Annotated in this window: 21 protein-coding genes; 9 read left to right on the top strand and 12 right to left on the bottom strand. The window is 65.5% G+C overall.

Annotated elements, in window-relative coordinates:
* Positions 1–3: 3 nt before the first annotated feature.
* Genes VSR82_RS29530 through VSR82_RS29520 form a run of 3 tightly spaced genes read right to left on the bottom strand, consistent with a single transcriptional unit; the run spans position 4 to position 3,436 of the window.
* Entirely contained in the window at positions 4–972 is a 969-nt protein-coding gene (locus VSR82_RS29530) for a triphosphoribosyl-dephospho-CoA synthase (RefSeq protein ID WP_429457504.1), read from the bottom strand.
* Between the two features lie 2 nt (positions 973–974).
* A complete protein-coding gene (gene mdcA, locus VSR82_RS29525) occupies positions 975–2,645 on the bottom strand; it encodes a malonate decarboxylase subunit alpha (RefSeq protein WP_498858294.1) in 1,671 nt (556 codons plus the stop codon).
* Between the two features lie 20 nt (positions 2,646–2,665).
* Positions 2,666–3,436: a GntR family transcriptional regulator gene (locus VSR82_RS29520; protein ID WP_498858293.1), complete on the bottom strand. Its 771-nt coding sequence runs from the start codon at positions 3,434–3,436 to the stop codon at positions 2,666–2,668.
* Positions 3,437–3,641: 205 nt separating this feature from the next.
* Here VSR82_RS29520 and VSR82_RS29515 point away from each other — a divergent pair, with 205 nt between their 5' ends.
* Positions 3,642–4,940: an MFS transporter gene (locus VSR82_RS29515; RefSeq protein WP_410849957.1), complete on the top strand. Its 1,299-nt coding sequence runs from the start codon at positions 3,642–3,644 to the stop codon at positions 4,938–4,940.
* A 21-nt stretch (positions 4,941–4,961) separates the two neighbouring features.
* On the opposite strand, the gene VSR82_RS29510 is transcribed toward VSR82_RS29515, so the two are convergent.
* Positions 4,962–5,894, bottom strand: a complete 933-nt coding sequence (locus VSR82_RS29510) for a DMT family transporter (RefSeq protein WP_368585290.1) — start codon at positions 5,892–5,894, stop codon at positions 4,962–4,964.
* Positions 5,895–5,996: 102 nt separating this feature from the next.
* On the opposite strand from VSR82_RS29510, the gene VSR82_RS29505 reads away from it, so the two are divergent.
* Positions 5,997–6,854 (top strand): LysR family transcriptional regulator, encoded by an 858-nt coding sequence (locus tag VSR82_RS29505; protein ID WP_176368242.1) that lies wholly within the window; start codon positions 5,997–5,999, stop codon positions 6,852–6,854.
* A 68-nt stretch (positions 6,855–6,922) separates the two neighbouring features.
* Here VSR82_RS29505 and VSR82_RS29500 read toward each other — a convergent pair whose 3' ends face one another.
* Positions 6,923–8,446 carry a carbohydrate porin gene (locus VSR82_RS29500; protein ID WP_429457507.1) on the bottom strand — a complete coding sequence of 508 codons (1,524 nt, stop codon included), beginning with the start codon at positions 8,444–8,446 and terminating at the stop codon, positions 6,923–6,925.
* 236 nt (positions 8,447–8,682) lie between these two features.
* Here VSR82_RS29500 and VSR82_RS29495 point away from each other — a divergent pair, with 236 nt between their 5' ends.
* The 4 genes from VSR82_RS29495 to hutC (VSR82_RS29480) all read left to right on the top strand — a co-directional run bounded on the left by VSR82_RS29495 (position 8,683) and on the right by hutC (VSR82_RS29480) (position 11,881).
* Positions 8,683–9,360 (top strand): hypothetical protein, encoded by a 678-nt coding sequence (locus VSR82_RS29495; protein ID WP_429457509.1) that lies wholly within the window; start codon positions 8,683–8,685, stop codon positions 9,358–9,360.
* Positions 9,361–9,448: 88 nt separating this feature from the next.
* Positions 9,449–10,285 (top strand): arylamine N-acetyltransferase family protein, encoded by an 837-nt coding sequence (locus tag VSR82_RS29490; RefSeq protein ID WP_429457511.1) that lies wholly within the window; start codon positions 9,449–9,451, stop codon positions 10,283–10,285.
* 23 nt (positions 10,286–10,308) lie between these two features.
* Positions 10,309–10,989 carry a methyltransferase family protein gene (locus VSR82_RS29485; protein WP_429457513.1) on the top strand — a complete coding sequence of 227 codons (681 nt, stop codon included), beginning with the start codon at positions 10,309–10,311 and terminating at the stop codon, positions 10,987–10,989.
* Between the two features lie 112 nt (positions 10,990–11,101).
* Entirely contained in the window at positions 11,102–11,881 is a 780-nt protein-coding gene (gene hutC, locus VSR82_RS29480; protein WP_368585295.1) for a histidine utilization transcriptional repressor HutC, read from the top strand.
* A 20-nt stretch (positions 11,882–11,901) separates the two neighbouring features.
* Here hutC (VSR82_RS29480) and hutC (VSR82_RS29475) read toward each other — a convergent pair whose 3' ends face one another.
* From hutC (VSR82_RS29475) to VSR82_RS29455, 5 genes are read right to left on the bottom strand one after another with little or no spacing between them, the layout of a single operon-like run.
* On the bottom strand, positions 11,902–12,714 hold the full coding sequence (gene hutC, locus VSR82_RS29475) for a histidine utilization transcriptional repressor HutC (RefSeq protein ID WP_368585296.1): 813 nt from the start codon (positions 12,712–12,714) through the stop codon (positions 11,902–11,904).
* Positions 12,711–13,598: an amino acid ABC transporter ATP-binding protein gene (locus tag VSR82_RS29470; RefSeq protein ID WP_429457516.1), complete on the bottom strand. Its 888-nt coding sequence runs from the start codon at positions 13,596–13,598 to the stop codon at positions 12,711–12,713. Before VSR82_RS29470 ends, hutC (VSR82_RS29475) begins: the two co-directional genes overlap by 4 nt.
* 13 nt (positions 13,599–13,611) lie before the next feature.
* Entirely contained in the window at positions 13,612–14,274 is a 663-nt protein-coding gene (locus tag VSR82_RS29465; RefSeq protein WP_368585298.1) for an amino acid ABC transporter permease, read from the bottom strand.
* A gap of 28 nt (positions 14,275–14,302) precedes the next feature.
* Positions 14,303–14,953, bottom strand: coding sequence for an amino acid ABC transporter permease (locus VSR82_RS29460; protein ID WP_498858292.1), 651 nt, complete (start codon positions 14,951–14,953; stop codon positions 14,303–14,305).
* A 55-nt stretch (positions 14,954–15,008) separates the two neighbouring features.
* Positions 15,009–15,836 (bottom strand): transporter substrate-binding domain-containing protein, encoded by an 828-nt coding sequence (locus VSR82_RS29455; protein ID WP_176105688.1) that lies wholly within the window; start codon positions 15,834–15,836, stop codon positions 15,009–15,011.
* Between the two features lie 239 nt (positions 15,837–16,075).
* Between VSR82_RS29455 and VSR82_RS29450 the strand changes: the two genes are divergently transcribed.
* Both VSR82_RS29450 and VSR82_RS29445 read left to right on the top strand, forming a co-directional pair.
* Complete coding sequence (locus VSR82_RS29450; RefSeq protein WP_429457518.1) at positions 16,076–17,050, top strand: isopenicillin N synthase family dioxygenase; 975 nt, start codon at positions 16,076–16,078, stop codon at positions 17,048–17,050.
* An 11-nt stretch (positions 17,051–17,061) separates the two neighbouring features.
* On the top strand, positions 17,062–18,498 hold the full coding sequence (locus VSR82_RS29445; RefSeq protein ID WP_498858291.1) for an FAD-binding oxidoreductase: 1,437 nt from the start codon (positions 17,062–17,064) through the stop codon (positions 18,496–18,498).
* A 129-nt stretch (positions 18,499–18,627) separates the two neighbouring features.
* Here the strand turns inward: VSR82_RS29445 and VSR82_RS29440 are convergent, their stop codons facing one another.
* Together VSR82_RS29440 and VSR82_RS29435 are read right to left on the bottom strand one after the other, a co-directional pair.
* Complete coding sequence (locus tag VSR82_RS29440; RefSeq protein ID WP_429457522.1) at positions 18,628–22,044, bottom strand: alpha/beta fold hydrolase; 3,417 nt, start codon at positions 22,042–22,044, stop codon at positions 18,628–18,630.
* A gap of 266 nt (positions 22,045–22,310) precedes the next feature.
* On the bottom strand, positions 22,311–23,102 hold the full coding sequence (locus VSR82_RS29435; RefSeq protein ID WP_498858290.1) for a hypothetical protein: 792 nt from the start codon (positions 23,100–23,102) through the stop codon (positions 22,311–22,313).
* Between VSR82_RS29435 and VSR82_RS29430 the strand changes: the two genes are divergently transcribed.
* Positions 23,101–23,259, top strand: a complete 159-nt coding sequence (locus VSR82_RS29430) for a hypothetical protein (RefSeq protein WP_410849947.1) — start codon at positions 23,101–23,103, stop codon at positions 23,257–23,259. The two genes, VSR82_RS29435 and VSR82_RS29430, sit on opposite strands and share 2 nt — an antisense overlap.
* The last annotated feature ends 137 nt before the right edge of the window (positions 23,260–23,396 follow it).

Genomic DNA, 23,396 nt, shown 5'->3' with positions numbered 1-23,396 from the left:
GGCTCAGCTCCGGCTGGCGTCGCGATGCGCCAGCATGTCGAGAAAGAGGGTGGCGGCGAGCAGATCGGCCGCGCCGCCAGGCGATGCGTTCAACGCCAGCAGTTCGCGTTCGAGCGCGTCGAGTGCGACGCGGCCCGCGGCTGTCGAACTGCCGCCCGCGCCGAGCACGCGTCGTGCGCCGCGCTGCCCCGCATGCAAGCCGGCGAGGCCCGCGCGATGCAGCAGGCAGGTGTCGTCGAGCGTGCTCATGATCGCGAGCAAGGCGTCGATCCGAGCGGTGTTTTCGTCGAGGCCGCGTGCGCGCGCCGCGCGTAACGCGGGCAGGCCGACGTCGAGCGCGTGGGGGAAGCCGTCCTGCGCTTCGCGCCGCGCGCCGCCGACCTGATAGCGTCGACGCGCGCGTTCGCCGTGGCTATCGGACGAAGCGGCGAAGCGGTCCGGGAAGCAGGCGATCTGCGCGGCCAAAGTGCAGACGCGCGAGGTATCCAGAGGGCTCGGCGCGCCGGCTCCGTGTGTACGCATCGAGGCACTCGAAGACGTTTCGAGCGCGACGCCCGCAACGAGCAGTCCGATGATCCAGATTGCGCCGCGATGCGCATTGCTGCCGCCGGTCGCCTGCAGCATGTCCTGTTCGCCCGCGCGGCCGATCTGCGCGAGTTCGGCGCGCAGCAGCGCAGACGGTTCGCCGCGGCGGCGCGCGGTGCGCGCGAGCGCGGCGAAAGTAGGTTCGAGCGCGTGCGCGGAGCGCCGCATGATCGCGAGATCGAGGTCACGATGCGCGCCGCTGCCGCGCCGGTCGACGAGCGCGGGTTTCGGCGTGAGTTCGGCCTCGTCGATCAGCGCGGTGATCGCGTCGCGCGCGAGTTGCGCGTCGGAAAACGGCGCGATCGGTGAAGTGTCACGCGCATCATTGCGCAGGACTGGAGCAAGTGGCGCGTCCAACCGTTCGAGAACAGCAGCAGCGGACGCCATCGTCACCAGCTCCGGAAGCGCGCGGGCGGCGCGTACAGTCCGCCCGACCACGTGACCAGATCGTCGATGCTGCGCGCCGCGAGCAGCGAACGCTTCGCTTCGCCGCGCCGGATGCCGAGATCTTCCGGATACGCGACGATGCCGCGCCGGCGCAACTCGGCGGTTTTCTCGGGCTTCGCGCGCAGGCCGATCGGCGTGACGCCGGCCACCGCCGCGATCGCCGCGCGCCGCTCGTCGATGCCTTCGGCCTTATGCAGATGCGCGATGCCCTCCTCGGTGACCACATGGCTCACGTCGTCGCCGTAGATCATCACCGGTGCGATCGGCATGCCGTTTTTCGCGCCGACGGCGACTGCGTCGAGTTCATCGACGAAGGTCGGCTCCCCGCCTTTCTTGTACGTTTCCGCGAGTTGCACGACGAGCTTCTGGCCGCGCGATATCGCGCCGTCGCCCTTCAACAGCTTCAGCCACGCCTCGCTCGCATGACGCCGGCCGCGCGGATCGTGGCCCATGTTCGGCGCCCCGCCGAAACCGGCGAGCCGTCCGCGCGTGACCGTCGACGAATTCGCGTCCGCGTCGATCTGCAGCGTCGAGCCGATGAACAGATCGACGCCGTATTGGCCGGCCAACTGACACAGCACGCGGTTCGAGCGCAGGCTGCCGTCGTTGCCGGTGAAGAACACATCGGGGCGCGCCTCGATATACGCCTCCATGCCGACCTCGCTGCCGAAGCAATGGATGCTGTCGACCCAGCCCGATTCGATCGCGGGGATCATCGTCGGGTGTGGATTGAGTGTCCAGTTGCGGCAGATCTTGCCTTTGAGGCCGAGCGATTCGCCGTAGGTGGGCAGCAGCAATTCGATCGCCGCAGTATCGAAACCGATGCCGTGATTGAGCGACGTGACGCCGTACGGTTCGTAGATGCCGCGTATCACCATCATCGCGGTCAGCACCTGCAAGTCGCCGATATGACGAGGATCGCGCGTGAACAGCGGCTCGACCGCGAACGGCCGGTCCGCCCGCACGACCACGTCGACCCACGAACCCGGAATGTCGACGCGCGGCAACTCGTCGACGATCTCGTTGACCTGCACGATCACGATGCCGTGACGGAATGCGGCGGCCTCGGCGATGGTCGGCGTGTCCTCGGTGTTCGGGCCGGTGTACAGATTGCCGTGACGGTCGGCCTTGTCCGCGCACAGCAGCGCGACGTGCGGCGTCAGGTCGACGAACATGCGCGCGTACAGCTCGACATACGTATAAATCGCGCCGATTTCCAGCTGGCCGTCTTCGAGCAGTTGCGCGACGCGCAGACTCTGCGGCCCCGCGAACGAGAAATCGACCTTGTGCGCGATGCCGCGCTCGAACAGCGTCAGGTGCTCAGGACGACTGATGCTCGAAATCAGCAGATGCACGTCGTGCAGCTTCTGCGGATCGACCTTCGCGAGCGAGCGCGACAGGAAGTCGGCCTGTTTCTGGTTGTCGCCTTCGAGCGCGACGCGCTCGCCGGGCTGGATCAGCGTTTCGAGCGCATCGACGATGCGGTGCGTAGGCAGCACGCCGTCTTCGAGCCACGGCGCGATGGCCGCGAGGCGGCGGTTCTTTTCGTCGCGTCGAGTCGTCCATGAGCGGGCAGTGGACCGCGATGAGGCGGCTTCGGCGAGGTGGTTCATCGGCTCGGTCATCGGTGCGGTCAGCTCCCGCTGTGGACGCGCGGGCGTCGGCCGCGCGGCTTCGGTTGATGCGCGAGCGCTTCTTCGCGCGCGCGCTCGGTCAGGAAACGATGCAGAAGCTCGCCGGTGCCGAGCAGATGCGCGACCACCAGCGACTGCGCGGTCGCGATATCGCGGCGCTCGACGGCTTCGAGCAGCGCGGCGTGCTCACTGTCGGACTCGCCCTTGTACGACGGCAAGCCGAACTTCAGCCGCAGATAGCGTTCGCCGCGCCGGTGCAGCAAGCCGATCATGTCCTCCAGCTGCGGCCGGCCGGCGGGCGCGTAGAGACACATATGGAACGCGGCATTGCGCGTCACGTACAGCGACGGGTCCTCCTCGCGCTCGGCGGCGCTGCACAACTGCGCGGCTTCGCGCAGCGTCGCGGCGGTGTGATTCGGAATCGCGAGGCCGAGCGCGAGGCTTTCGAGCGCCGAGCGGATCTCGTAGATTTCGCGCGCTTCGTTGGCGGACAGCGGCGCGACGGTCGCGCCTTTGTGGACCGCCGCGCGCGCCCAGCCCTCGCTTTCGAGCTGGCGCAGCGCCTCGCGCACGGGAATCGCGCTGACGGAGAAATGCCGGGCGATCGCGTCCTGGCGCAATGGTGCGCCGGGCGCGAGGGTGCCGTCGACGATCGCCGCGCGCAGCGCCTCCGCAATCATGTGCGAAGTGCTTTCGCGAGGTGCCGCGGCCGGAAGAAACGAGCCGGTCACGGGCGCGTCCAGGGGAAAACCTTCAGTTGCGTCGGTCATAGTATCAAATATTATATATGAAAAGACGCGTATTTCAGCGCGGGCAAACCCGGACGGGGCCGCAACCACAATCCGGCAATTTCCCCGCGTCGTCCTCTGAATTAGTTGTACGAGGACATCGCCGATCAATCAACGTCGTCGATCCAACCCCAAGCGCGCCCGTCGTTTTTCGTTACGTTCAACCATCGTAGGCTGGAGGAGCAAGATGAATACATTGACCGACCGACGAGCGGTCGCGCGTCAGCGCACACCACTCAATCGTTCGCAGATCGCAGGGTTTTGGGGCGCGTGGGCTGGCTGGACGCTCGACGGCATGGACTCGTTCATTTACGCGCTGGTGCTCACGCCCGCGCTGACCGAGCTGCTGCCGCGTTCGGGCTTTGCGGCGACGCCGTCGAATGTCGGCCTCGCGGGATCGATCCTGTTTGCGCTGTTTCTGGTCGGTTGGGGGCTGTCGTTCATCTGGGGACCGCTTGCCGATCGCTTCGGCCGGACCAAGGTGCTCGCCGCGACGATCTTCACGTTCGCGATTTTCACCGGACTGTCCGCTACCGCGAGCAACGTTTGGGAGCTGGGGATTTTTCGCTTCATCGCGGGCGTCGGGATCGGCGGGGAATGGGCGCTCGCGGGCACCTACGTCGCCGAGGCCTGGCCCGAAGATCGTCGCAAGATGGGCGCCGGTTATCTGCAGACCGGCTACTACGCGGGCTTCTTTCTCGCGGCCGCACTCAATTACACGATCGGCGTGCACTTCGGCTGGCGCGCGATGTTCCTGACCGGCGCGGTGCCGGTCGTCGTCGCGATTCTGATTCTGCTGCGCGTGAAGGAGCCGGAGAAGTGGCAGAAGGCCGACGCAAAGACGGTGCGCGTGAAGCCGCTGCGCGAGATCATGGGGCCGGCTTACCGGCGTCGCACATGGGTCGCGTGCATTCTGCTGACGATCGCCATCATTGGCTTGTGGGCAGGCGCCGTGTACGAGCCGTCCGCGGTGATCCAGCTCGCGACGCGCGCGGGCATGTCGAAGGGCGATTCGATGCGCACGGCGTCGCTGGCTACCGGCCTGCTGTCGATCGGCACGATCCTCGGGTGTCTTGCGTTGCCGCCGCTGGCCGAGCGAATCGGCCGCAAGATGACGTTGGCGGTGTACTTCGCGGGGATGGCGGTGTCGATCGCGGCGAGCTTCGGCTGGGCGTTCTATCTGCCGAACGGGCTCGCGCCGTTCATCGCGTGGCTGTTCGTGCTGGGCTTTTTCGGCGGCAACTTCGCGTTGTTCAGCCTGTGGCTGCCCGAGCAGTTCGAAACCCGCGTACGCGCAACCGCGTTTGCGTTCTGCACGTCGTTCGGGCGCTTCGTCGGCGCGGGCGTCAACTTTCTGCTCGGCGCGGCGGTGCTGCACATGCAGACCCTCGGCGTACCGATTGCGTTGACCGCACTGGCGTTCGTGCTCGGCCTGTTCGTGATTCCGTTCGCGCCGGAGACGAAGGGCGAGACGCTGCCGCAGTGAGAACCAGGCGGGCGGCGCGCGTTACTTCGCGTGACTGCGCGCCCGCCCGGCCGGATGCAGCAGCGTCAGCAACGGCCAGCCGAGATTGACGCCGAGACTCGCGGCGACGATCAGCGCCATGCCGGCCAGTTGCGACAGCGACAGCGCACGGCCATACACGAGCGCATCCACGACGATCGCGGTCAGCGGATAAACGAACAGCAGCACCGCGATCACCGGCGTGCTGAGCTTCGGCAGCGCGCCGTAAATCAGCACGTACGACAATCCCGTGTGCAGCACGCCCATGCCGATCAGCCAGAACCACTGCATCGGCCCGATATGCGTGAGCGTCAAAGGCGCGATGAGCGGCGCGATCAGCGGCAGGCAGATCACGCCGACCGCGCATTGCATGAGCGTCAGAAGGTGCGGGCGCATTTCGCCGAGGCTTTTCGCGATCAGCGTGACGCTGGCATAGAGCAGCGAGCCGAACAGCGCTTCGCCCAAACCGATCAGATAGCTGGTGTGGCCCTGCAGATTGCCGGCCGCGATGACCCCCGACGCGAGCACGAGCCCGACGAACGCGGTCGCGATCCAGCCGAGCCGATCCGCGCCTAGCCGTTCGTTAAAGAGCGCCGCGCCGATCAGCACGACCCAGAACGGCTGCACATGAAACACGACGGTGGCAACCGCGATGCTGGTGCGATGAATCGCGTCAAAAAAGCCGACCCATTGCGTGACCATTAGTACGCCGGAAATCAGCGCGAGCACGACCGTGCGGCGTGTGAACTGCGCGCGCGTGAAAAAGCCCTTCCACGCGCAATAGGCGGCCAGCGACAGAAAGCCGAACAGACAGCGGAAGAACACGAGCGTCAGCGCATCGAGCCGCGCCTCCTCGACGAAAACGCCGATCGTGCCCATCAGCAGCCCGCCGCTCGCCAGCGTGATCGCGCCTTGTTGACGTGAGGTGAGGGACATGCGCAACGGCTCCGTTAGATCATGCCTGCGAGTATTGCGCCGCTTGCGGGCTTATCACAAACGAATTAAATTGAGCAATTCCATAAGCTCAGTTGATAAATCGTGAACCCTGAATTCGACGTCGATCTGTTGCGCAGCTTCGTCGCGGTCGTGGAGGCGGGCAGCTTCACGAAGGCGGCGGCGAGCGTGCATCGCTCGCAGGCGGCGGTGAGCATGCAGATCAAGCGGCTCGAAACAATGCTCGGCACGACGCTGTTCGCGCGCAACACGCGCAATCTGTCGCTGACGCGGCCCGGCAATACGCTGCTCGAATACGCGCGGCGCGCGCTCGCGTTGCAGGAGGAGGCGTGGTCGGCGATCGTGCGGCCCGAGGTGACCGGGCGGGTGGTGCTCGGCGCGCCGGACGACTACGTGTCGTCGCTGCTGTCTCCGGTGTTGCGGCGATTTGCGACGCTGTACCCGCGTGTCGAGATAGAGATCGTCTGCGCGCAAAGCACGGCGCTTGCGCCGATGCTCGCCGACAACAAGATCGACCTCGCATTCGTCACGCGCGACCGCAAGCTGCGCGGCGAATTCGTGCGCAGCGAGCCGATGGTGTGGGTGGGAGCGTCGGTCGATACGCCGGTGTTGAAGGCGTCGCCGTTGCCGGTGGGGTTGTACGAGCCAGGCTGCGTCGCGCGCCAGCATACGCTCGCCGCACTGGATGGCGCGCGCATCCGCTACCGCGCGGCATTCAGCAGCGCGAGCCTGATGGGACTCGTCGCGACCGTGGATGCCGGTTTGTCGGTGATCGCGCTCACGCGTTGCAGCGTGCCGCCGCGGCTCGCGATTCTCGGCGACGCGCAAGGCCTGCCGAAAATCGCGCCGCTCGAAATCGTGGTCGCGCGCAGCGCGAAATCGGATCGGCCGACCTGCGATTATCTGGCGCAGCAGATGGTGCAGGATCTGTCGTTGCGGTAGCCGAGCGTGACGCGGTCGGCAACTTCATCACCAAGGACGACGATCCGCTCAGCACGCGGCGGGCGGCATCAGAAGTTGATATTGGTCCGCACGCCGACGACGAACGTATTGCGCAGCGGCTGCGTCGGGTCGTTCGGGTTCTGGCCCGCGCCGGCGTTGAACGTGTATTGCGCGTCGGCCTGCACCTGCCACCACGGATTGATCTGGTATTGGTAGGTCGCCTCGAGCGTGGTTTCGCTGGTGCGCACGCCGTACGGGCTGCCGTTGAATGCGAGGAAGTCCCTGTCGAGTCCGTTCACGTGACCGCCGACCTTGATGTAGGTCAGCGCGAGGCCGGCGCTGTCGTTGTCACGGCCCTTGAACGGCGCCTTCAGCACGACGCCGAGGTTGGCCGCCACCTGCACGAGATTGCGATCGCCCGGCGCGCCCATCACGCGCGCGAACACGCCGAGGCTGCGTGGTTCGTCGGGGTCGGGGCGCCACACCATCTGGTCGGCGACCGCATAGAAGCTGTAGTTGCCGCTGTGATTCGCGGCGATGCCGGTCGACGCAGGATTCGCGAGCGACAGTCCCATATTGTCGAAACGCTGATCGGCGAATTTGTTGGTGTTGTACCAGACGCCGAGCTTGTAGGTGCCAGGTAGACCGCCACCGCCGGTGTCGACCCTTTCGCCTTCGGACGGCTGGTTGATCGCGTACTGCAGCTCGCCGATCCACAAGGCGCCGTTATGCAGGTTGAAGTTCGTGCCGCTCATGTTGTTCGGATTGTTGCCGAGCGGGTCCCCCGAATACACACCGGCCAGCGCGGTCAACGAAGGGGTGATCTGGCCGCGCACGCGCACGCCGAGACCCGCGAGCGGATAGGCGGGACCGCCCGACGGCAGATCGTATGAGGGCAGCGCGGGCCAGCCGAACATCGTGTTGAGGAAAAGCGCCGCATACGCGCTGGTGATGAATTCCTGGTCGAGACTCTGCTGACCGATCTTCACGTCGACGCGTTTGTTCAGGAACGACTGCTGATACCAGAGCTCCCACAGCCGCGTCGCGTTGTCGGCCTCGATGCCGCTCGCCGTATTCAACGTGCCGAGCTTGTTCGCGCTCAGGTTGGCGCCGTGAATCTGCAGCGCGCTGACGTTGAAGAGGCCGCCTTGCAGGCCGAACGCCTTTTGCGTATCCATCTGCAACGTGGCGGTGGTGAGGCCATCGTAGTCGGCGCCGCGCGCGAGACCGCCGCGCAGATTGGCCAGCACTTCGCTGGTCTCGGTCAGCGTGAAGATCATGCCGTACTTGCCAAGCCACGGACGCAGGCCGCCCATGTCGCCGAGCATTTGCTGACGATCCCAGAAGCCGGTCGACTCTTTGGTCTGCGTCGCCTCAGTGTTCAGGTCGGCTTCGGGCGCTTCCGGGTTCGCATCGGGATTGGCTTCGGCCAGCGCCGCGTGGCCGGTCAACGAGGCAGACGCGAAGACCGTACACAGTGCAACGCGCCGCATAGAAGGCAAAAGCGTACGATGAATTGCAGCGGTACGTGCTGAAGGGTCGCAAACCGGACGCGCGCCGGCGCGCAGTCCCTTGAGTTGGGCGAACTTCATCGAAATCCTTATTGGTGTTGTTTCGTCCGATGCCGAAGCAGGAAATGGCCTGATCGTACGCAGGCGACTTGCGAGAGTCAAACAAATGAGAACGATTCGCATCAATATCGCTGGCGCGTCATTCGGTGTTAACGAAAACGTAACGAAACCGAATTGACGTAGCCAGACCGAACGCGACAAAGGGCAAGTTGTCGAAGCGCACGAAGTAACCCTGAAAGTCAATGTAAGGAGTCGAAATGAGCAAGCGCATTCTTCTGGTTTCGTTGCTGGCGAGTGGCGGTCTGTTGCTGGGCGGCGCCGCGCACGCGCAGTTGAATCTGAAGCAGTTCGGTATCGGCGGGGGCGGTGACAGCTCGGCGGGTGCCGGGGCGGCGTCGGGCGGTGTGTCGCAGCTGCTGCAGAGCTATGTGGGCGCGAACCAGCAGGTGCTGAGCGGGCAGTCGAGCCTCGCGTCGGCGATGGGCATGACGAGTGCGGCCGGCCAGGCGCAGCAGGCGGCGGGGCTCCTCACCGGCGGCACGCCGTCGGTCAGCCAGTTGACGCAGGTCGGCAGCACGCAGCAGTCGCTGTCGCAGAAGCTCACCGATGCGTTTGCAAATCATGCAAGTGGCGGAGCCTCGGCGACGCCGGTCAACAAGGAAGCGTTCACCCAGGGGCTGTCGTCGCTCGGCAAGGGAGTGAGCCAGTATGCGAGCTTGCAGTCGGGGCTTGGCAGCCTGGGTCAGATGAGTCCGTCGTCGCTGCTGCAATCGGGCCTCAATCCGCAGACCGCGCAAAGCGCTTCGTATATCGCGCAGTCGGCGCCGGGGCAGTTGCAGTCGCTGATGTCGACGCTGAGCTCGGCCGTGCAGTTCGCGTCGAGCCACGGCATTACGGTGCCGTCGATCGCGACGTCGGCGTTGAAGGGAATGTAGGCGCGTTTCGCTTCGCCCAGCGCGGTCGATTCAGCGCCGAAAGCCGCTATGATCGCGTCGAACCCGCAACTCAACTGGAATTCCGCCGATGTCCCACGCCGTCAATCTGGAAAACTACTTCGCCCGCATCGGCTATCAGGGCCCGCGCGCCGCCACGCTCGACGTGCTGCGGTCGATTCACCGGCTCCATCCCGCCGCGATTCCGTTCGAGAACCTGAACCCGCTGACACGCCAGCCGGTCAGGCTCGAGCTCGAAGCGATCGAACGCAAGCTCGTGACCCAAAAGCGCGGTGGCTACTGCTTCGAGCAGAACATTCTGCTCGCGAACGTGCTGGTGCAACTCGGCTTCAAGGTCACGCCGATGCTTGCGCGCGTCGTATGGGGCCGCGAGCCCGGCACGATCTCGCCGCGCACGCACATGGTGCTGCGCGTCGAGATCGACGGCGACGAATGGATCGCCGACGTCGGCTTCGGCGGCGTGACGCTGACCGCGCCGCTGCGCCTGACCGCCGGCCTTGCGCAACCAATTCCGCTCGGCACGTTCCGTCTCGCCGACGCGGGGCACGACACCGTGTATCTCGAGGTGCTGGCGCCGAACGAGAGCTGGTCGCGCGTCTATCACGTCGATCTGCGCGCGGTCGAGTGGGTCGACTATGAACTCTCGAACTGGTACACGTCGACGTCGCCCGATTCGAAGTTCGTGAATAACCTGCTGGCGTGCCGCGTGCTACCCGAACTGCGCCTCGCGCTATTCAACGATCAGTTGAACGAGCGTGACGCGCAAGGGCAGATCGTTAGCGAACGGCGCCTCGCGAGTGCCGCCGAACTCGCCGACTGCCTGCGCGAGCGCTTCGGCTTGAACCTGGAGGACATCGATATCGCCGCCGTGTTCGAGCGCGTGCGCACGCGTGATGCGGCCGCATAAGCCGAGCCGATGAAGGAGCCGCGATGGTCGCACGTATGATCCTGCAATCGCTGGCCTGGCTGGCGTTCATGGGCGTGCTGCTGTTCGGCGCGGCCGGCACGCTCGCGTGGCCGGCCGCGTGGTGGTATCTGCTGGAGCTCGCGGTGTTGAGCCTGTGGCTCGGCTCGTGGCTCGCGCGTCATGATCCCGCGCTGCTCGCGGAGCGGCTCGCGCCGCTCGTGCAGGCGCAGCAGAGCCGCTGGGATCGTGTGTTCATGGTCGCGATCGGAGCCGCGTGGTGCGGCTGGCTGATCCTGATGGGCTTCGACGCGATGCGGTTTCGCTGGTCCGCGCCGCCGCCTTTGTGGCTGATGGGCTTCGGCGCGCTATGCGTGTTCCTGTGCATCTTCATGTGCCGCTTCGTGTTTCGCGCGAACAGCTACGCCGCGCCGGTGGTCAAGGTTCAGGCGAGCCGCGGGCACAAGGTCGCCGACAGCGGGCCTTACGCGTACGTCCGTCATCCGATGTACGCGGCCGCGCTGGTGTTCTTCATCGGCACGCCGCTGATGCTCGGCTCCTGGTGGGGGCTCGTGGCGCTGCCCGTGATGGCGTACGGCATGGGCTGGCGCGCGGTGCGCGAGGAGCGGCTGCTCACCGAGCAGCTCGACGGCTATACGGCGTACCTGCAACGCGTGCGTTACCGTTTAGTGCCGTTCATCTGGTAGCGCGTCCGGGTGGTCTCGCCGCCGTCGAAGCGGGTAAGATGGCTCCCGGCCGCCGGAGAACCGGCCACGGTGTACCTGATGTAACACCGGCGAACCACCGACGAGGTTTGGAGTGAAAACAACTACACAGGCGCGCATCGCGCCCGCCGCACAGACCGAGCAGAACCAGGACGCCGCCGATCGCAACCGCGACACGCCGGTCAAGGCGATGCCCGCCTACGAGCAGATCAAACGCTACGTGCTCAAGCGCATCAGCGAGGGCGCATGGAAGCCGGGCGGACTGATTCCTTCCGAAACGGAGCTGGTCAAGGAGTTCGGCGTCGCGCGCATGACGGTGTCGCGCGCGCTGCGCGAGCTGACCGCCGAGCGCGTGCTCACGCGCGTGCAAGGCTCGGGCACCTTCGTCGCGCCGCAGCGGTATGAATCGACGGTGCTGGAGATCCGCAATATCGCCGATGAAATCGCCGCACGCGGTCATCGTCATTCGGCGCGCGTGCTCACGCTCGAACCGAGCGACGACGCCGATGCGCTCGAAGCGCTCGGTCTCGCGAGCGGTCCCGCGTTTCATTCGTGCATCGTGCACAGCGAGGAGGGCGAGCCGATCCAGTACGAGGACCGTTACGTCAATCCGAAGGTGTTCCCCGAGTATCTGCAGCAGGACTTCTCGGTCGAAACGCCGAATCACTACATGGTGCGGCTCGCGCCGGTGCAGCGCGCCGAGTTCCGCATCTATGCGCAGAAGCCAGACGCCTATGTGCGGCGTCATCTGATGATGGATATCGGCGAGCCGTGTCTGCTGCTGTGGCGGCGCACGTGGGTCGGCGAAAACGTCGCGACGTCGGTGCGGCTATGGCATCCGGCGTCGCGGTTTCATCTGGCGGGGACCGTGTAGCCCGGTTTCCGAAGCGCGCTTCATCCCTGGCGCTGCGACGTATTCGGCGAAAAGCGGCAGCCGAGCCGGTAGCGCGAACCCGGATGCACGAAACGCGCGAACGTCACCGCGACGCCGCTCGTCCACGTGCGGCGCGTCAGCGTCAGGCACGGTTCCTCCGCGTGAATTTCGAGCAGCTCGGCTTCCGCGGGCGTCGGCAGCGCGGCGTCCACCACGTGTTCGAGATCGTGCATCGGCACAGCCGTCAGCAGATACTCGGACGGCTTCAGCGCCGAAAAATCGTGCTGCAGAAAATCCGGTGCGACGGCCGGATTCACATAGCGATCTTCGAGCTGCACCGGCAGGCCGTTCTCGCGATGCACGCAGATCACATGAAACACCGAAGCGCCCGGCGCCAGTCCCAATGCGTTCGACACCGTGACCGACGCGGTCTCGCGCTGCAATAGCACCATGTCGCAACGATATGCGTGGCCGCGCGAGCGGATCTCGTCGCCGATATGGGCGATCATCAATAGCGTGGATTGCGGCTTGTTCGGCGCGACGAAAGTACCGACGCCCGATACGCGCGTGACGAGCCCCGCGTCGGCGAGCTCGCGCAACGCGCGGTTGACCGTCATCCGCGATACGCCGAGCGTCCCGACGAGATCGAGTTCAGAAGGCAGACGATCGCCCGCCTGGCGTTCGCCCGAGACGATGATCTGGCGGATGTGCTGCTTGACCTGCTCGTAGCGCGCAGCGGGCGCCTCCTCACTGCCGCGCGCGGTTCTGGCCGCGGCGCGGGCCGCGCTGGCGGAGAATTTGCCGTGAGGTTTGTTGCGAGCGGTGGTGCTCATAGCGGCTGGCTGTCGTCGGGGCCGCGCGTCCAGAACGCATTGCGGTCGAAATAGTTTTGCAGAAACTGCCGCAGACGCGGCTGCGCGGCATCGTGAAACACGTCGCGCGGCTTGCCCTGCACGGCAATGCGGCCCTCGTCGATGAACATGACCTTGTCGGCGACCTGTGCGGCGAAGCCCATTTCGTGCGTGACCACCGCCATCGTCATGCCGTCGCGCGCGAGCTGCTTCATCACCTGCAGCACTTCGCCGACGAGCTCCGGATCGAGCGCCGAAGTCGGTTCGTCGAACAGCATGATGTGCGGCTCCATCGCGAGCGCGCGCGCAATCGCGACGCGCTGCTGCTGACCGCCCGACAGCTTCGCCGGATACGCATCGCCCTTGTGCGCGAGGCCGACCGTCTCGAGCATCGCGTTCGCGCGGCGGCGCGCTTCGTCGTTCGACAGGTGCCGCACGCGCAGCAGCGCTTCCATCACGTTGCCGAGCGCGCTCATGTGCGGCCACAGGTTGAACTGCTGGAACACCATGCCGACGTTGCGGCGCACGCGGTTGATCTCGCCATGCGACGCGCGCACGCGTTTGCCGTTGCGCTCGGTATAGCCGAGCAGTTCGCCTTCGATGCGCACGTCGCCGTGATCGTAGGTTTCGAGCGCGGCGAGGCAGCGCAGCAGCGTGCTCTTGCCCGAGCCCGACGGCCCGATGATGCAGACCACTTCCGAGCGCGCGATCTCGAGATCGATGCCGCGCAGCACCTCGACATCGCCGAAGCGTTTGCGCAGATCGCGCACTTCGATCAGCGGCGCGGCATTCGATGCGTTCGCCGTGGCGCTGGCGGACGGCGCGGAAGATTGCGCGGGGGAGTGCATGTCGGCGATGGCGTTCATAGGGGTCCCGGAATCATGCCATGAAGCGTGCGAGGCGGGCTTCGGCCCACATGCCCGCGCGCGAGGTCAGCTCGACCAGCGCGAGATAGCACACGCACAGCACCAGCAGCGTTTCGACGAAAGCGAAAGTGGCCGAGCCGATGCCGGTCAGCACGAACGTCAGTTCGGGGACGGTGACGATCGACAGCACGGCCGTTTCCTTGCTCAGCACGATGATCAGATTGGTCAGCGCGGGCACGATCAGCACCAGCATTTGCGGCGCCTGGATGCGTACGATCGCCTGCCAGCGCGTGAGGCCGAGACACGACGCCGCTTCGAGATGGCCTTTGGGCACCGACTGGAAGCCGGAACGGAACGCCTCGGCGAAATACGCACTGCCGTAAAGACCCAGCCCGACGATGCCGGCCGTCATCGGTTCGAGCGTGAGGCCGATCGACGGGCCGCCGTAGTACAGCAGAAACAGCTGCACCAGAAACGGCGTGCCGCGCAACAGTTCGATATAGACGCGCAGCGCGGCGCGCAGCCAGCGTCCGCAGAACAGTTGCAGCACCGCGATCAGGAAGCCGATCACGAGACCGATCGCGACGCCCGCGGCCCAGCTGCCGAGCGTCGTCGCGAGGCCCGCGGCGATCGGCTGCAGGTTGTGCGTGATGACGGTCGGATCGAACGTTTGCATGGCGAGGTTGGCTTAAACGTGAGTCGATTCAGGTGGGCTGCAAACGGTGCTCGGCCGCATGCGCGACGAGCGCGAGCGAACCGCAGATCACGAAGTAGATGAGCCCGGCCGCGACATACGCTTCGAGCGGCCGGTAAGTGCTCGCGGCGATGTTCTGCGCGGTGCGCGTCAACTCGGCGACGCCGACCACCGAGATCAGCGAAGAAGCCTTGATCAGCAGCACCATTTCGTTGACGAGCGACGGCAGCGTCAAACGGAATGCTTGCGGCACCAGAATGCGCCGTAGCGTATCGAGCCGGGAGAGCCCTAGCATGCGCGCGGCTTCGAGATGTCCGGGCGGAATGCTCAGAAAGCCGCCGCGCAGAATCTCGGCAATATACGAGGCCGAGCACAACGACACCGCGCTGATCGCAGCGACGATCGGCGACACGTTGATGCCGGCGAACGGCAATAGGTAGTACACGAGCAGCAACTGCACGAGCATCGGCACGCCGCGAAAGAAGAATACATAGGCGCCGCCCGCGAGCCGCGCGGCGCGATGCTGCGACAGCCGCGCGGTGCATACGCCGATACCGACGAAGAAGCCGATCACGAGCCCCGTCAGCGAAATGCCGACGGTGGCGAGCGCCGCGTGCAGCAGCAGCGGCAGGCCCTGAACGAAGACGGTCGTGTTGAACATGGATCGCGGCCGGTGGAACGGGAAGGGCGATGCGTGGCGCCGACGCTAAGGACGCTCAGTAGTTCGGCGTGGGCATCGTGGAAGGCATCTCCATCGCGACACCGAACCACTTCTTCTGCAACGCGGCGAGGCGGCCATCCTTCTGCATCTTCACGAGCGCGGCATTGAACGCGTCGGCGAGCGGCTTGCTGTCGGCGTCCTTACGCAATGCGTATGCGAAGTACACCTTCGCGCCGAACGGCGGCTGCACGACCGCGAACATCTCGGGGCGCTGCTTGGCGACATACGCGATGTTGGTCATCGAGTTCGCGACCGCGGCGATGCGGCCTGCCGCGAGGTCCGCGTAAGCCTGATTGTTGTCGACGTACTCGCGGATTTCCGGCGGCTTCGGCAGCGTGGCCGCGTAGCTCTTCAGCTGATCGAGCTGCGCGGAGCCCTTGCCCGCGCCGATCGTTTTGCCCGCGCTATCCGCCGATTGCTTGATCGACGCATCGTTCGCGCGCTTGAGCAGCGCGTCGGTCGCATCGGCGACGGGCAGCGTGTACGTGTAGCGTTCCATGCGCGCCTTCGTGACCGTCAACGGGCCGCCGACCATATCGAACTTGCCCGCTTCGAGACCGGGCAGCACGCTCGGCCACGGCAGATCGATGAAGCGCACCTTGACGCCGATTTCCTTGCCGATCTCCGCGAACAGGTCTTTGTTGAAGCCGGCCTGCTGACCGTTCTCGAGGAAGTCGAACGGCGCGAACTGCATTTCGGTGCCAACCACCAGTTCGCCGGCTTTCTTCACTTTGGCGAGCTGGTCTTCGGCGTGCGCTGCGACGCTTGCCGCGCACAGCGCCAGCACGACCAGACCACATTTCCAGCCTGCAAGGATACGCATGGGGTTCTCCGGGGGCGAATTGGTGTTGGGTGGCCGGCGTGTCGAAGTCTTCGTTGTGGACCCGCCGCGCCGACGCCAGGTGCGGGCCCTGCTGGGCAGTATATACTGCGTTTCCGGCGAAAAATAAATGCTCGCGCGAGTAGAGAAAAGCCCTGATATTGAGGTGCGCGAAGCAACTTGCAGCACTGCTTTTGGCGGTATATACCACTGCAATACCGATCCCTCGAAGGAGCAGCGCGATGCCCGCGACCCGCATTCCGATCATCGATGTCGCCGGCGTGCGCGCGGGCGATCAGCAGGCGCTGCGACGCGTCGCGAAGGAAATTCATGAAGCGTGTACGACGATCGGTTTTTTCTACATCGTCAATCACGGCGTGCCGCAAGCGACGATCGATGCCGCCGCGCAAGCCGCGCGCACCTTCTTCGCGTTTCCGGTCGACACGAAACGACGCGCGGCGGTCAATCATCGGCATCGCGGTTTCAATGCGCTCGGCGACGCGACGATGTACCAGGCCAAGCGCCCCGACTACAAGGAATTCTTCAGCATCGGCCTCGAACTGCCGGAAGACGATCCCGACGTGCTGGCGGGGCAGGCATTACGTGGGCCGAACAACTGGCCGGATTTCATGCCCGGGTTGCGGCCGGTGCTGTATGACTATTACAAGGCGGTCGGCGCGTGCGGCGCCGATCTGCTGCGCGCGGTCGCGGTGAGTCTCGGTATCGAAGAAAATTTCTTCGTGCCGCGCTACACGAAGCGCATGCAGCGCACGCAAATGGTCTACTACCCGCCACAGCCGCCGCAATCGGATGAAGATCAGTTCGGCGTCGCGCCGCATACCGACTACGGCTGCATCACCTTGCTGTGGCAGGATCAGGTCGGCGGCCTGCAGGTGCGCGAAATCGCCAACGATACGTGGGTCGAGGCGCCGCCCGTCGAAGGCAGCTTCGTCGTGAACGTCGGCGATCTGCTCGCACGCTGGACCAACGATCGCTTTCGCTCGACGCTGCATCGCGTGATCAATGCATCGGGGCGCGAGCGCTATTCGATCGCGACGTTCTACGATCCGACCTATGGCGCGCTCGTCGATCCCCGTGAGCTCGGCGCGAGCGACGCACAAAGCAAATATCAGCCGGTCGCCGCGGGCGACTATATCCTCGGCCGCATCAACGATTCGATGGGCTATCGCAAGAAACTCGCCGCTACGGCACAGTAAGGAAATCCTGCATGACAGAGCAGAGCATCACCGAAGAGAAGAAGACCCCGATCGCAAGCGCGACCGCGCCGCTCGCGTCGACACTCGAAGCGTTGCGCGCCGCGCTCGGCGCCGACGCGGTGCGCGTCGGCGAACAGATCGGCGAACACGCGATGACCGACTGGACGCGCCACCAGCCGACGCGTCCGGCGGCGCTGCTGCTGCCGCGCACGACCGACGAGGTATCGCGCGCACTTGCGATCTGCCACGCCGCGCATCAGCCGGTGGTGCCACAAGGCGGCATGACTGGACTCGCGGGCGGCGCGATCGCGCGCGCCAACGATGTCGCGTTGTCGCTGGAACGTTTGAGCGGCGTCGAAGAACTCGACGCGGCGTCGGCTACCTTGACCGTGCGTGCCGGCACCACGTTGCAGGCCGCACAGGAAGCCGCCGAGCAAGCGGGCTTCGAACTCGCGCTCGATCTCGGCGCGCGCGGCTCATGCCAGATCGGCGGCAATCTGGCGACCAACGCGGGCGGCAATCGCGTGATCCAGTCCGGCACCGCGCGCGATCAGGTGCTCGGTCTCGAAGTGGTGCTCGCGAATGGCGACGTCCTCAGTTCGCTCGGCAAGATGGTCAAGAACAACACCGGCTATGACCTGAAGCACTGGTTCATCGGTTCGGAGGGCACGCTCGGCGTGATCACCCGCGCGGTGTTGCGGCTGCATCCGCGACGCGCGGCGCGTCATACGGCGCTCGTCGCGTTGAACGACTACGATGCCGCGGTGAGCCTGCTGCGCCGTCTCGCGACGCGCTTCGGCAACGACATCGGCGCGTTCGAGATCATGTGGCCGGACTTCTACGATTTCGGCGTGAAGCTGACCGGCGCGCGCTCGCCGTTCGACGCCGCACATCCGCTCTATGCATTGATCGAGCACGCGGGTTTCAATGCCGACGACGCTGGCGAACGTTTTGCGCAAGCGCTGACCGACGCGCTACAGGCGGGCGCGCTGCGCGACGCGGTGATCGCGCAATCGGTTGCCGATGCGCGCGCGCTATGGGCGATCCGCGAGTGCACCGCGGAGTTTCCGCTCAAGCTCGATCCGATCAACTTCGACGTGAGTCTGCCGATCGGCGAGATCGGCACGTTCGTCGACGGTTGCCGCGCGGCGCTCGATCAGCGCTGGCCCGGCAACCAAGCGTATTTCTTCGGGCATATCGGCGACTCGAATCTGCATCTGACCGTCGATGGCCATTCGATCCCCGGCGTCGATCATCACGCGGTCTATGCGTTCGTCTACGAGATGCTGGGGCCGTTGCGCGGGTCGGTGTCGGCCGAGCATGGCATCGGTTCGCTCAAGCGCGAGTTCCTGCCGATTTCACGCTCGCCAGCCGAGCTCGCCGCGATGGTCGCGATCAAGCATGCGCTCGATCCGCACGGCATCCTGAATCCCGGCAAGCTGTTCTGATGCTGACGCAGGCGGCGCGTGTGCCGCCTGATTGGTCGAGCCGCTTGAACATCGCGCTGAATATAGACGCCGCTCGCGCTGTCCGAGTAGGCGATCGACTTCGCACGGCGCACGGTCGACGCCGCGCCGTCAGTGCGCGTTCAGATAGCCGACGATCAGCGGATAAACATCGACCGCCGCGTTCTTGCCGAAAATGCAGTCGATATGCCCATAGCCCGGAATCAGATGCCGCTCGTACGGCTGCTCGGGGAAGCGCCCGCGCAGCAGGTCGTAAGTGTGCGCGGTGCTGACCGGCAGATACGTTTCGTTCTTCTCGCCGTGAATGAAGCCGATCGGCAGACGCATCCCCTCGAGTCCTTTCATGCCGTTTGCGCCGCTCAGATAGACGTCGTCGCCGCGCGCATCGACGACATGGCCCGCGCGCACCATCGTGGCCAGATGCTGGAAGACGGCCATGTCGTGAATGCCGAACAGTTCCTGCAGGTTCGCATGCAGCGTCTCGTTCAGCTTGTCGTGCTCATAGAGCAGGCCATACAGGAACGTCGCGCGATGACAGATCGGATTGCCGCAGCCCTCGTCGTGATCGACCGGATAGAGACGCAGCGCTTCGTCGAACAGGTTCGCGGGCCACGAGTCTTCCTGCGTATAGGCAGTGAGGTCGCGGATGCGCAGATGCTGCATCAGGTCGGGAATATGCAAGCCGGCCTTGATCCGTTGCAGCGTGCCCGGCACCGGATGTACGGACACCTGCGAGATCACCGCCGAGCGCACGCCTTCGAGTCCATATAGCAGCGACATGCTGAGCGCGAGTCCGCCCAGGCAGTGGCCGAGTACCTGGATGTTCGGCGCGCCGGTCACCTCGCGAATCTTCGCGACCGCGGCGGGAATATCCTCGCGCGCGACCATGTCGACGTTGGCCGGCACGAGCACGCTCGGCAGTTCGATGCTGACGCGCAGATCGACGAGCCATACGTCGTAGCCCGACGCGTACAGATATTCGACGAGGTTGGTCGAGATCAGATCGGTCGAGAAGATGCGGCTCGAGACGCCCGAGCCGTGGATCAGCAGGATCGGCTTCGACTCTTTGTCCGCGGCAGGATCGAAGTAGCGTGTGAGCTTGAGCCGCGTGCGGTCCGGTGTATCGAAGTAGGTGACCTGCGGCGCCGGCGCGCGCAGCGTGCGCTTGGCGCGCGGCGGCGTGTAGGGATCGTAGAACTGCAGCGGCGCGGCCACGCCACCGTATTCGGTGAACAGCACGCCCGCGAAGAATTTGCCGAACTTCAGCGTCCATTCGAGGCGCGTCTTCAGGTCGGGCGCGTGGGTGACTTCGAGCGTGCGCTGCTGCTTCAGGAAGTTTTCCGGCGTGATGACGAGCGTGGCGGTGCCGACGACGGGCGCATCGTCCTTATCCGACGCGCGTATCTCCGCATACAGCGTGTTGGTCTGCTCCCACAGGTTGATCGGCGACGTGCGCGTGATGATCTTCTTGCCGGTCAGATACCAGGTGTTGCCTTCGGCCGCGTCGAGCGTCATCCGGTAGTTCATGTTGCGCTCGTCGACGTCGGACTCGTCGACGACGAACAGGTTGAACGTGCCGTCGCTGATCGTCAGCGGTTGCGCGGAGAGGGCGGGGCAGCTCAGCGTGCCGGCGGTGCGCGCGAGGTGATTCGGGTTGCTCAGCATGTCGGCGAGATCGTCGGACTCGACCGTCAGCGTGAATTCGATCGGGCTCTTGTCGGCTTCGCCCGCCACCTTGGGCGTGTAGGTGCCGACCATCGTCTCGGTGAAGCGCAGCCCGATCTTCTGGGCGGGCGGCGCGGCGGCGGTGCCCTTCGACGCGTAATCGATCGACCAGTCGTGCGCTTTGGCCAGCAGCGCGCAATTGCGTTCGGCGAGCGCGGAGATGGTCAGAAGCGGATTGACGCCGAGCGACATCGGCATCACCGCGCCGTCCATCACGTAGAGGCCGTCATGCACCGCGGCGCCGTCCGTGCCGCTGAACACGCGGCCCAGATGATCGACCACGCCATGCGCGGCGTCCTCGCCCATGCCGCAGCCGCCGAGCGGATGCACGGTCACGGTGTGCCGGCCGGCGATCTTCGTCGAAATCGGGTTGCGCAGATATTTGCCGCCGAGGGGCCTGGTCGCGTCGATCAGCACGTCCTCGACGGTCTGGAAGATCGGCTGGCGACCCGCCTTTTCCCATTCGATGCGCGCACGGCCTTTATCGCCGATCTTGATGCGGCCGCTTTCGTCGTCGTGCGCCATCACGAGGTAGCTTTGCGTGTGATTGAGCGCACCGTGGTACGGGCCGCGGATCAGGCTCTCGATCGCGCGCGCGTCGTAGGCCGCGCGCTCGAGCAGCGACGGGGCGCCCGCCGCATCCACGCCTTCGAGCGGCGCGACCGCGCCGAGCATGCCTACGAGCGCTTCGCCGACCGCGCCGGCCAGCGAGCCTTCCTCGATCACAAAGCCATCCCTGACGTTTTTCTCGGCGGCGCGATTGTCGATCAGGCCGGTGATGGTCGGCCCGACAGGCGGAATCTGCCCGGGCTTGTGCTCGCCCCAGCCGACGCCGTTGATCGGGTCCTTCGTGTTGTACGCGAAGGCGAGCACGTCGCCGTTGCCGGTGAAGTGCTGGCCGAGCATGTCCGACGTGCTCAGGCCCGCGTCGCGCGAGCGCAGCAGCAGCGCGGTCGAGCCGATCGTGCCCGCCGCGACGATGACGATATCGGCCAGCACGAACAGATCGGGCGCGTCGTAGCTTTCGCGGCCGAGCTTCACGAGCTGGAAGTTGACCTTCCATTGCTGCGTGTCGGGATCGCGCAGCACCGAATGCACGGCCGTGCCGGTGAAAATCTGCGCGCCGTGGGCGACCGCGTCGGGCAGATAGTTCATGTGAGTCGAGTTCTTCGCGTCGTAGTTGCAACCGGAGTTGCAATCGCCGCAACCGACGCAGCGCTGCTGCTCGACGCCCGCCGCGTTCGGGCCGCTCCTGAACGTGACCGTGATCGGCGGACGGCTGAAGCGGTCGGCCATGCCGAGCGCCTGCGCCGATTTTTCGAGCGCCTGCAGCTTCGGCAGCGGCGGAAAGTCGTCCGGCACCGGCGACGGCGACAGCATTGTCCGGGCGAGCGCATAGCCGTCGTCGCGTCCGGCTTTGTCGGCGCGCAGCGCGGCCGGCCAGCGCGGGTCGTCCCACAGGCGCGGATCGGCCTCGAGCGCGACGTTCGCATTGATCAGCGAGGTGCCGCCGAGCCCGCAGCCCACCACCGCGTTGACGTCCTCGTTCACGTGCACTTCGAGCAGCGCGAGCGGTGAACCGATCTGCGCCTCGGCGGTGTTGTACTGGATATTCTCGACGCCCTGCACGGGCGTGCGCGGATACTCGCCGGCCATGAATTCGCGGCCGCGCTCGAGCACGCACACGCGACGGCCCGCGCGCGCCATGCGGCTCGCGGCGATCGCGCCGCCGTAGCCCGAGCCAATCACCACCACCTCGTAATGCCGTTGCAGCGCCGTCGGCGCGCTCGATAAGCGGTTCATCAGGACCACCTCGTCTGGAATCGGATGCGGGAAAGGAAGCGCGGCTTCGGAACAAAGACGGCGTGCTGCGGCAGCTTTTTTATCGTAGGCGGAATATCGCTGCAAAAAAAGCGGATGCAAAAAAAGCGCGCCATGGAGGGGCGCGCCGAAGTCGTAGCGTGCGACGTTCAGAGCGGCATGCCCGCCGGCCGTTGCCGGGTGTACCCGCCCGTACGGGCATGCGCTCTTACTTCGCTTCTTATGTGGCCTGTTGGTTCTCCGAATTGTTACGCGGCCACTTCATTGCATTCGCTATCGCTCGATTCCGCCGCGAGCAGATTCAGCGCAACCAGAATCGCCGCGCGATTGTCGACGTCGATCTCGATGCCGAGCGCGTCGGTGAGCCAGCGGCCGATCTTGGTGTTGGAAAATTCCGCGGCGCCGGCCGTCTTTTTCATCGTGACGCCGAGTTTGACGGCGCGATAGTGATAAGAGGGCACCCGATGCTGCGCCGCGACCGCCGAAAGCCCGCCTTTGCCTTCCGAGCACCAGCCGAGACTGCCGGCCAGCACGATCCGCTCGGGTTCGTCGAGCCCTTCGATGAACTCGCGCGCCGCGCGCCGCACGCTTTGTTCGTCGAGGCCGTATTGCAGCAGCACGCTTTCCACCGGGTCTTCGAGCGCGTGCGCGTGCAGATCGATTTCCTGCGCGACGCCCTCGGTCTCCATCGACACGTTGCGCTGATGGCACGCGCTGCGCAGGCAGTCGATCAGATAGCGGCGGAAATACGCGCACACCGCGTAGCTGTTGGACGGCGCGCTGTCGGCGCAGGCGTTCGTTTCGGTGTGGCCGGGCGCGAGGCGCAACACCTTCGCGTAGATGAACTGCGCGACCAGTTCTTCCTTGTCCTCGCCGAGCGCCTGCAATTCGAGCGGGTGATAGGTCCGCAACGCGCGCTTGACCAGTTCGACCATCGACACCATTTCGTCCGCGGAGAGGCGGGTGCGTCTGCGCCACAGGTCGGGCAGGATCGCGTCGTCGAGTTGGCGGGCGAACTCGTAGCTCGGGACTGCGCCCATGGAAACCTCCGTCACGGTTGACAGGGAGCGCGGTGAGCCGCGGCGCGTGGGCCGCGAAGCGAGGGAAGTTGCCTGTAATGCCGCGCTGAAACGTGAATGCAGTATGGTTCGCGGCAAGGCCTTCGCCTATATGGAAGAAGTGTTAGCCGATGGGTAAACCGCCGGGTAAACCTTCTGACGGAATGCTGACGATTCGTCAGAAGCGTGCGCATTCGCCGTAGAATGAACCGCTCGGGCGGCGCGTCTGGTCGCCCGGTTCCGACCCGCGGGTTTCCCGGAGCACCGCCGCCTGGC

The organism is Burkholderia sp. JPY481, from assembly GCF_038900515.1.
Lineage (GTDB): Bacteria > Pseudomonadota > Gammaproteobacteria > Burkholderiales > Burkholderiaceae > Paraburkholderia > Paraburkholderia youngii.
Note: the sequence above shows the minus strand (reverse complement) of the source record. Positions and strands in the feature narration are given on the sequence as shown.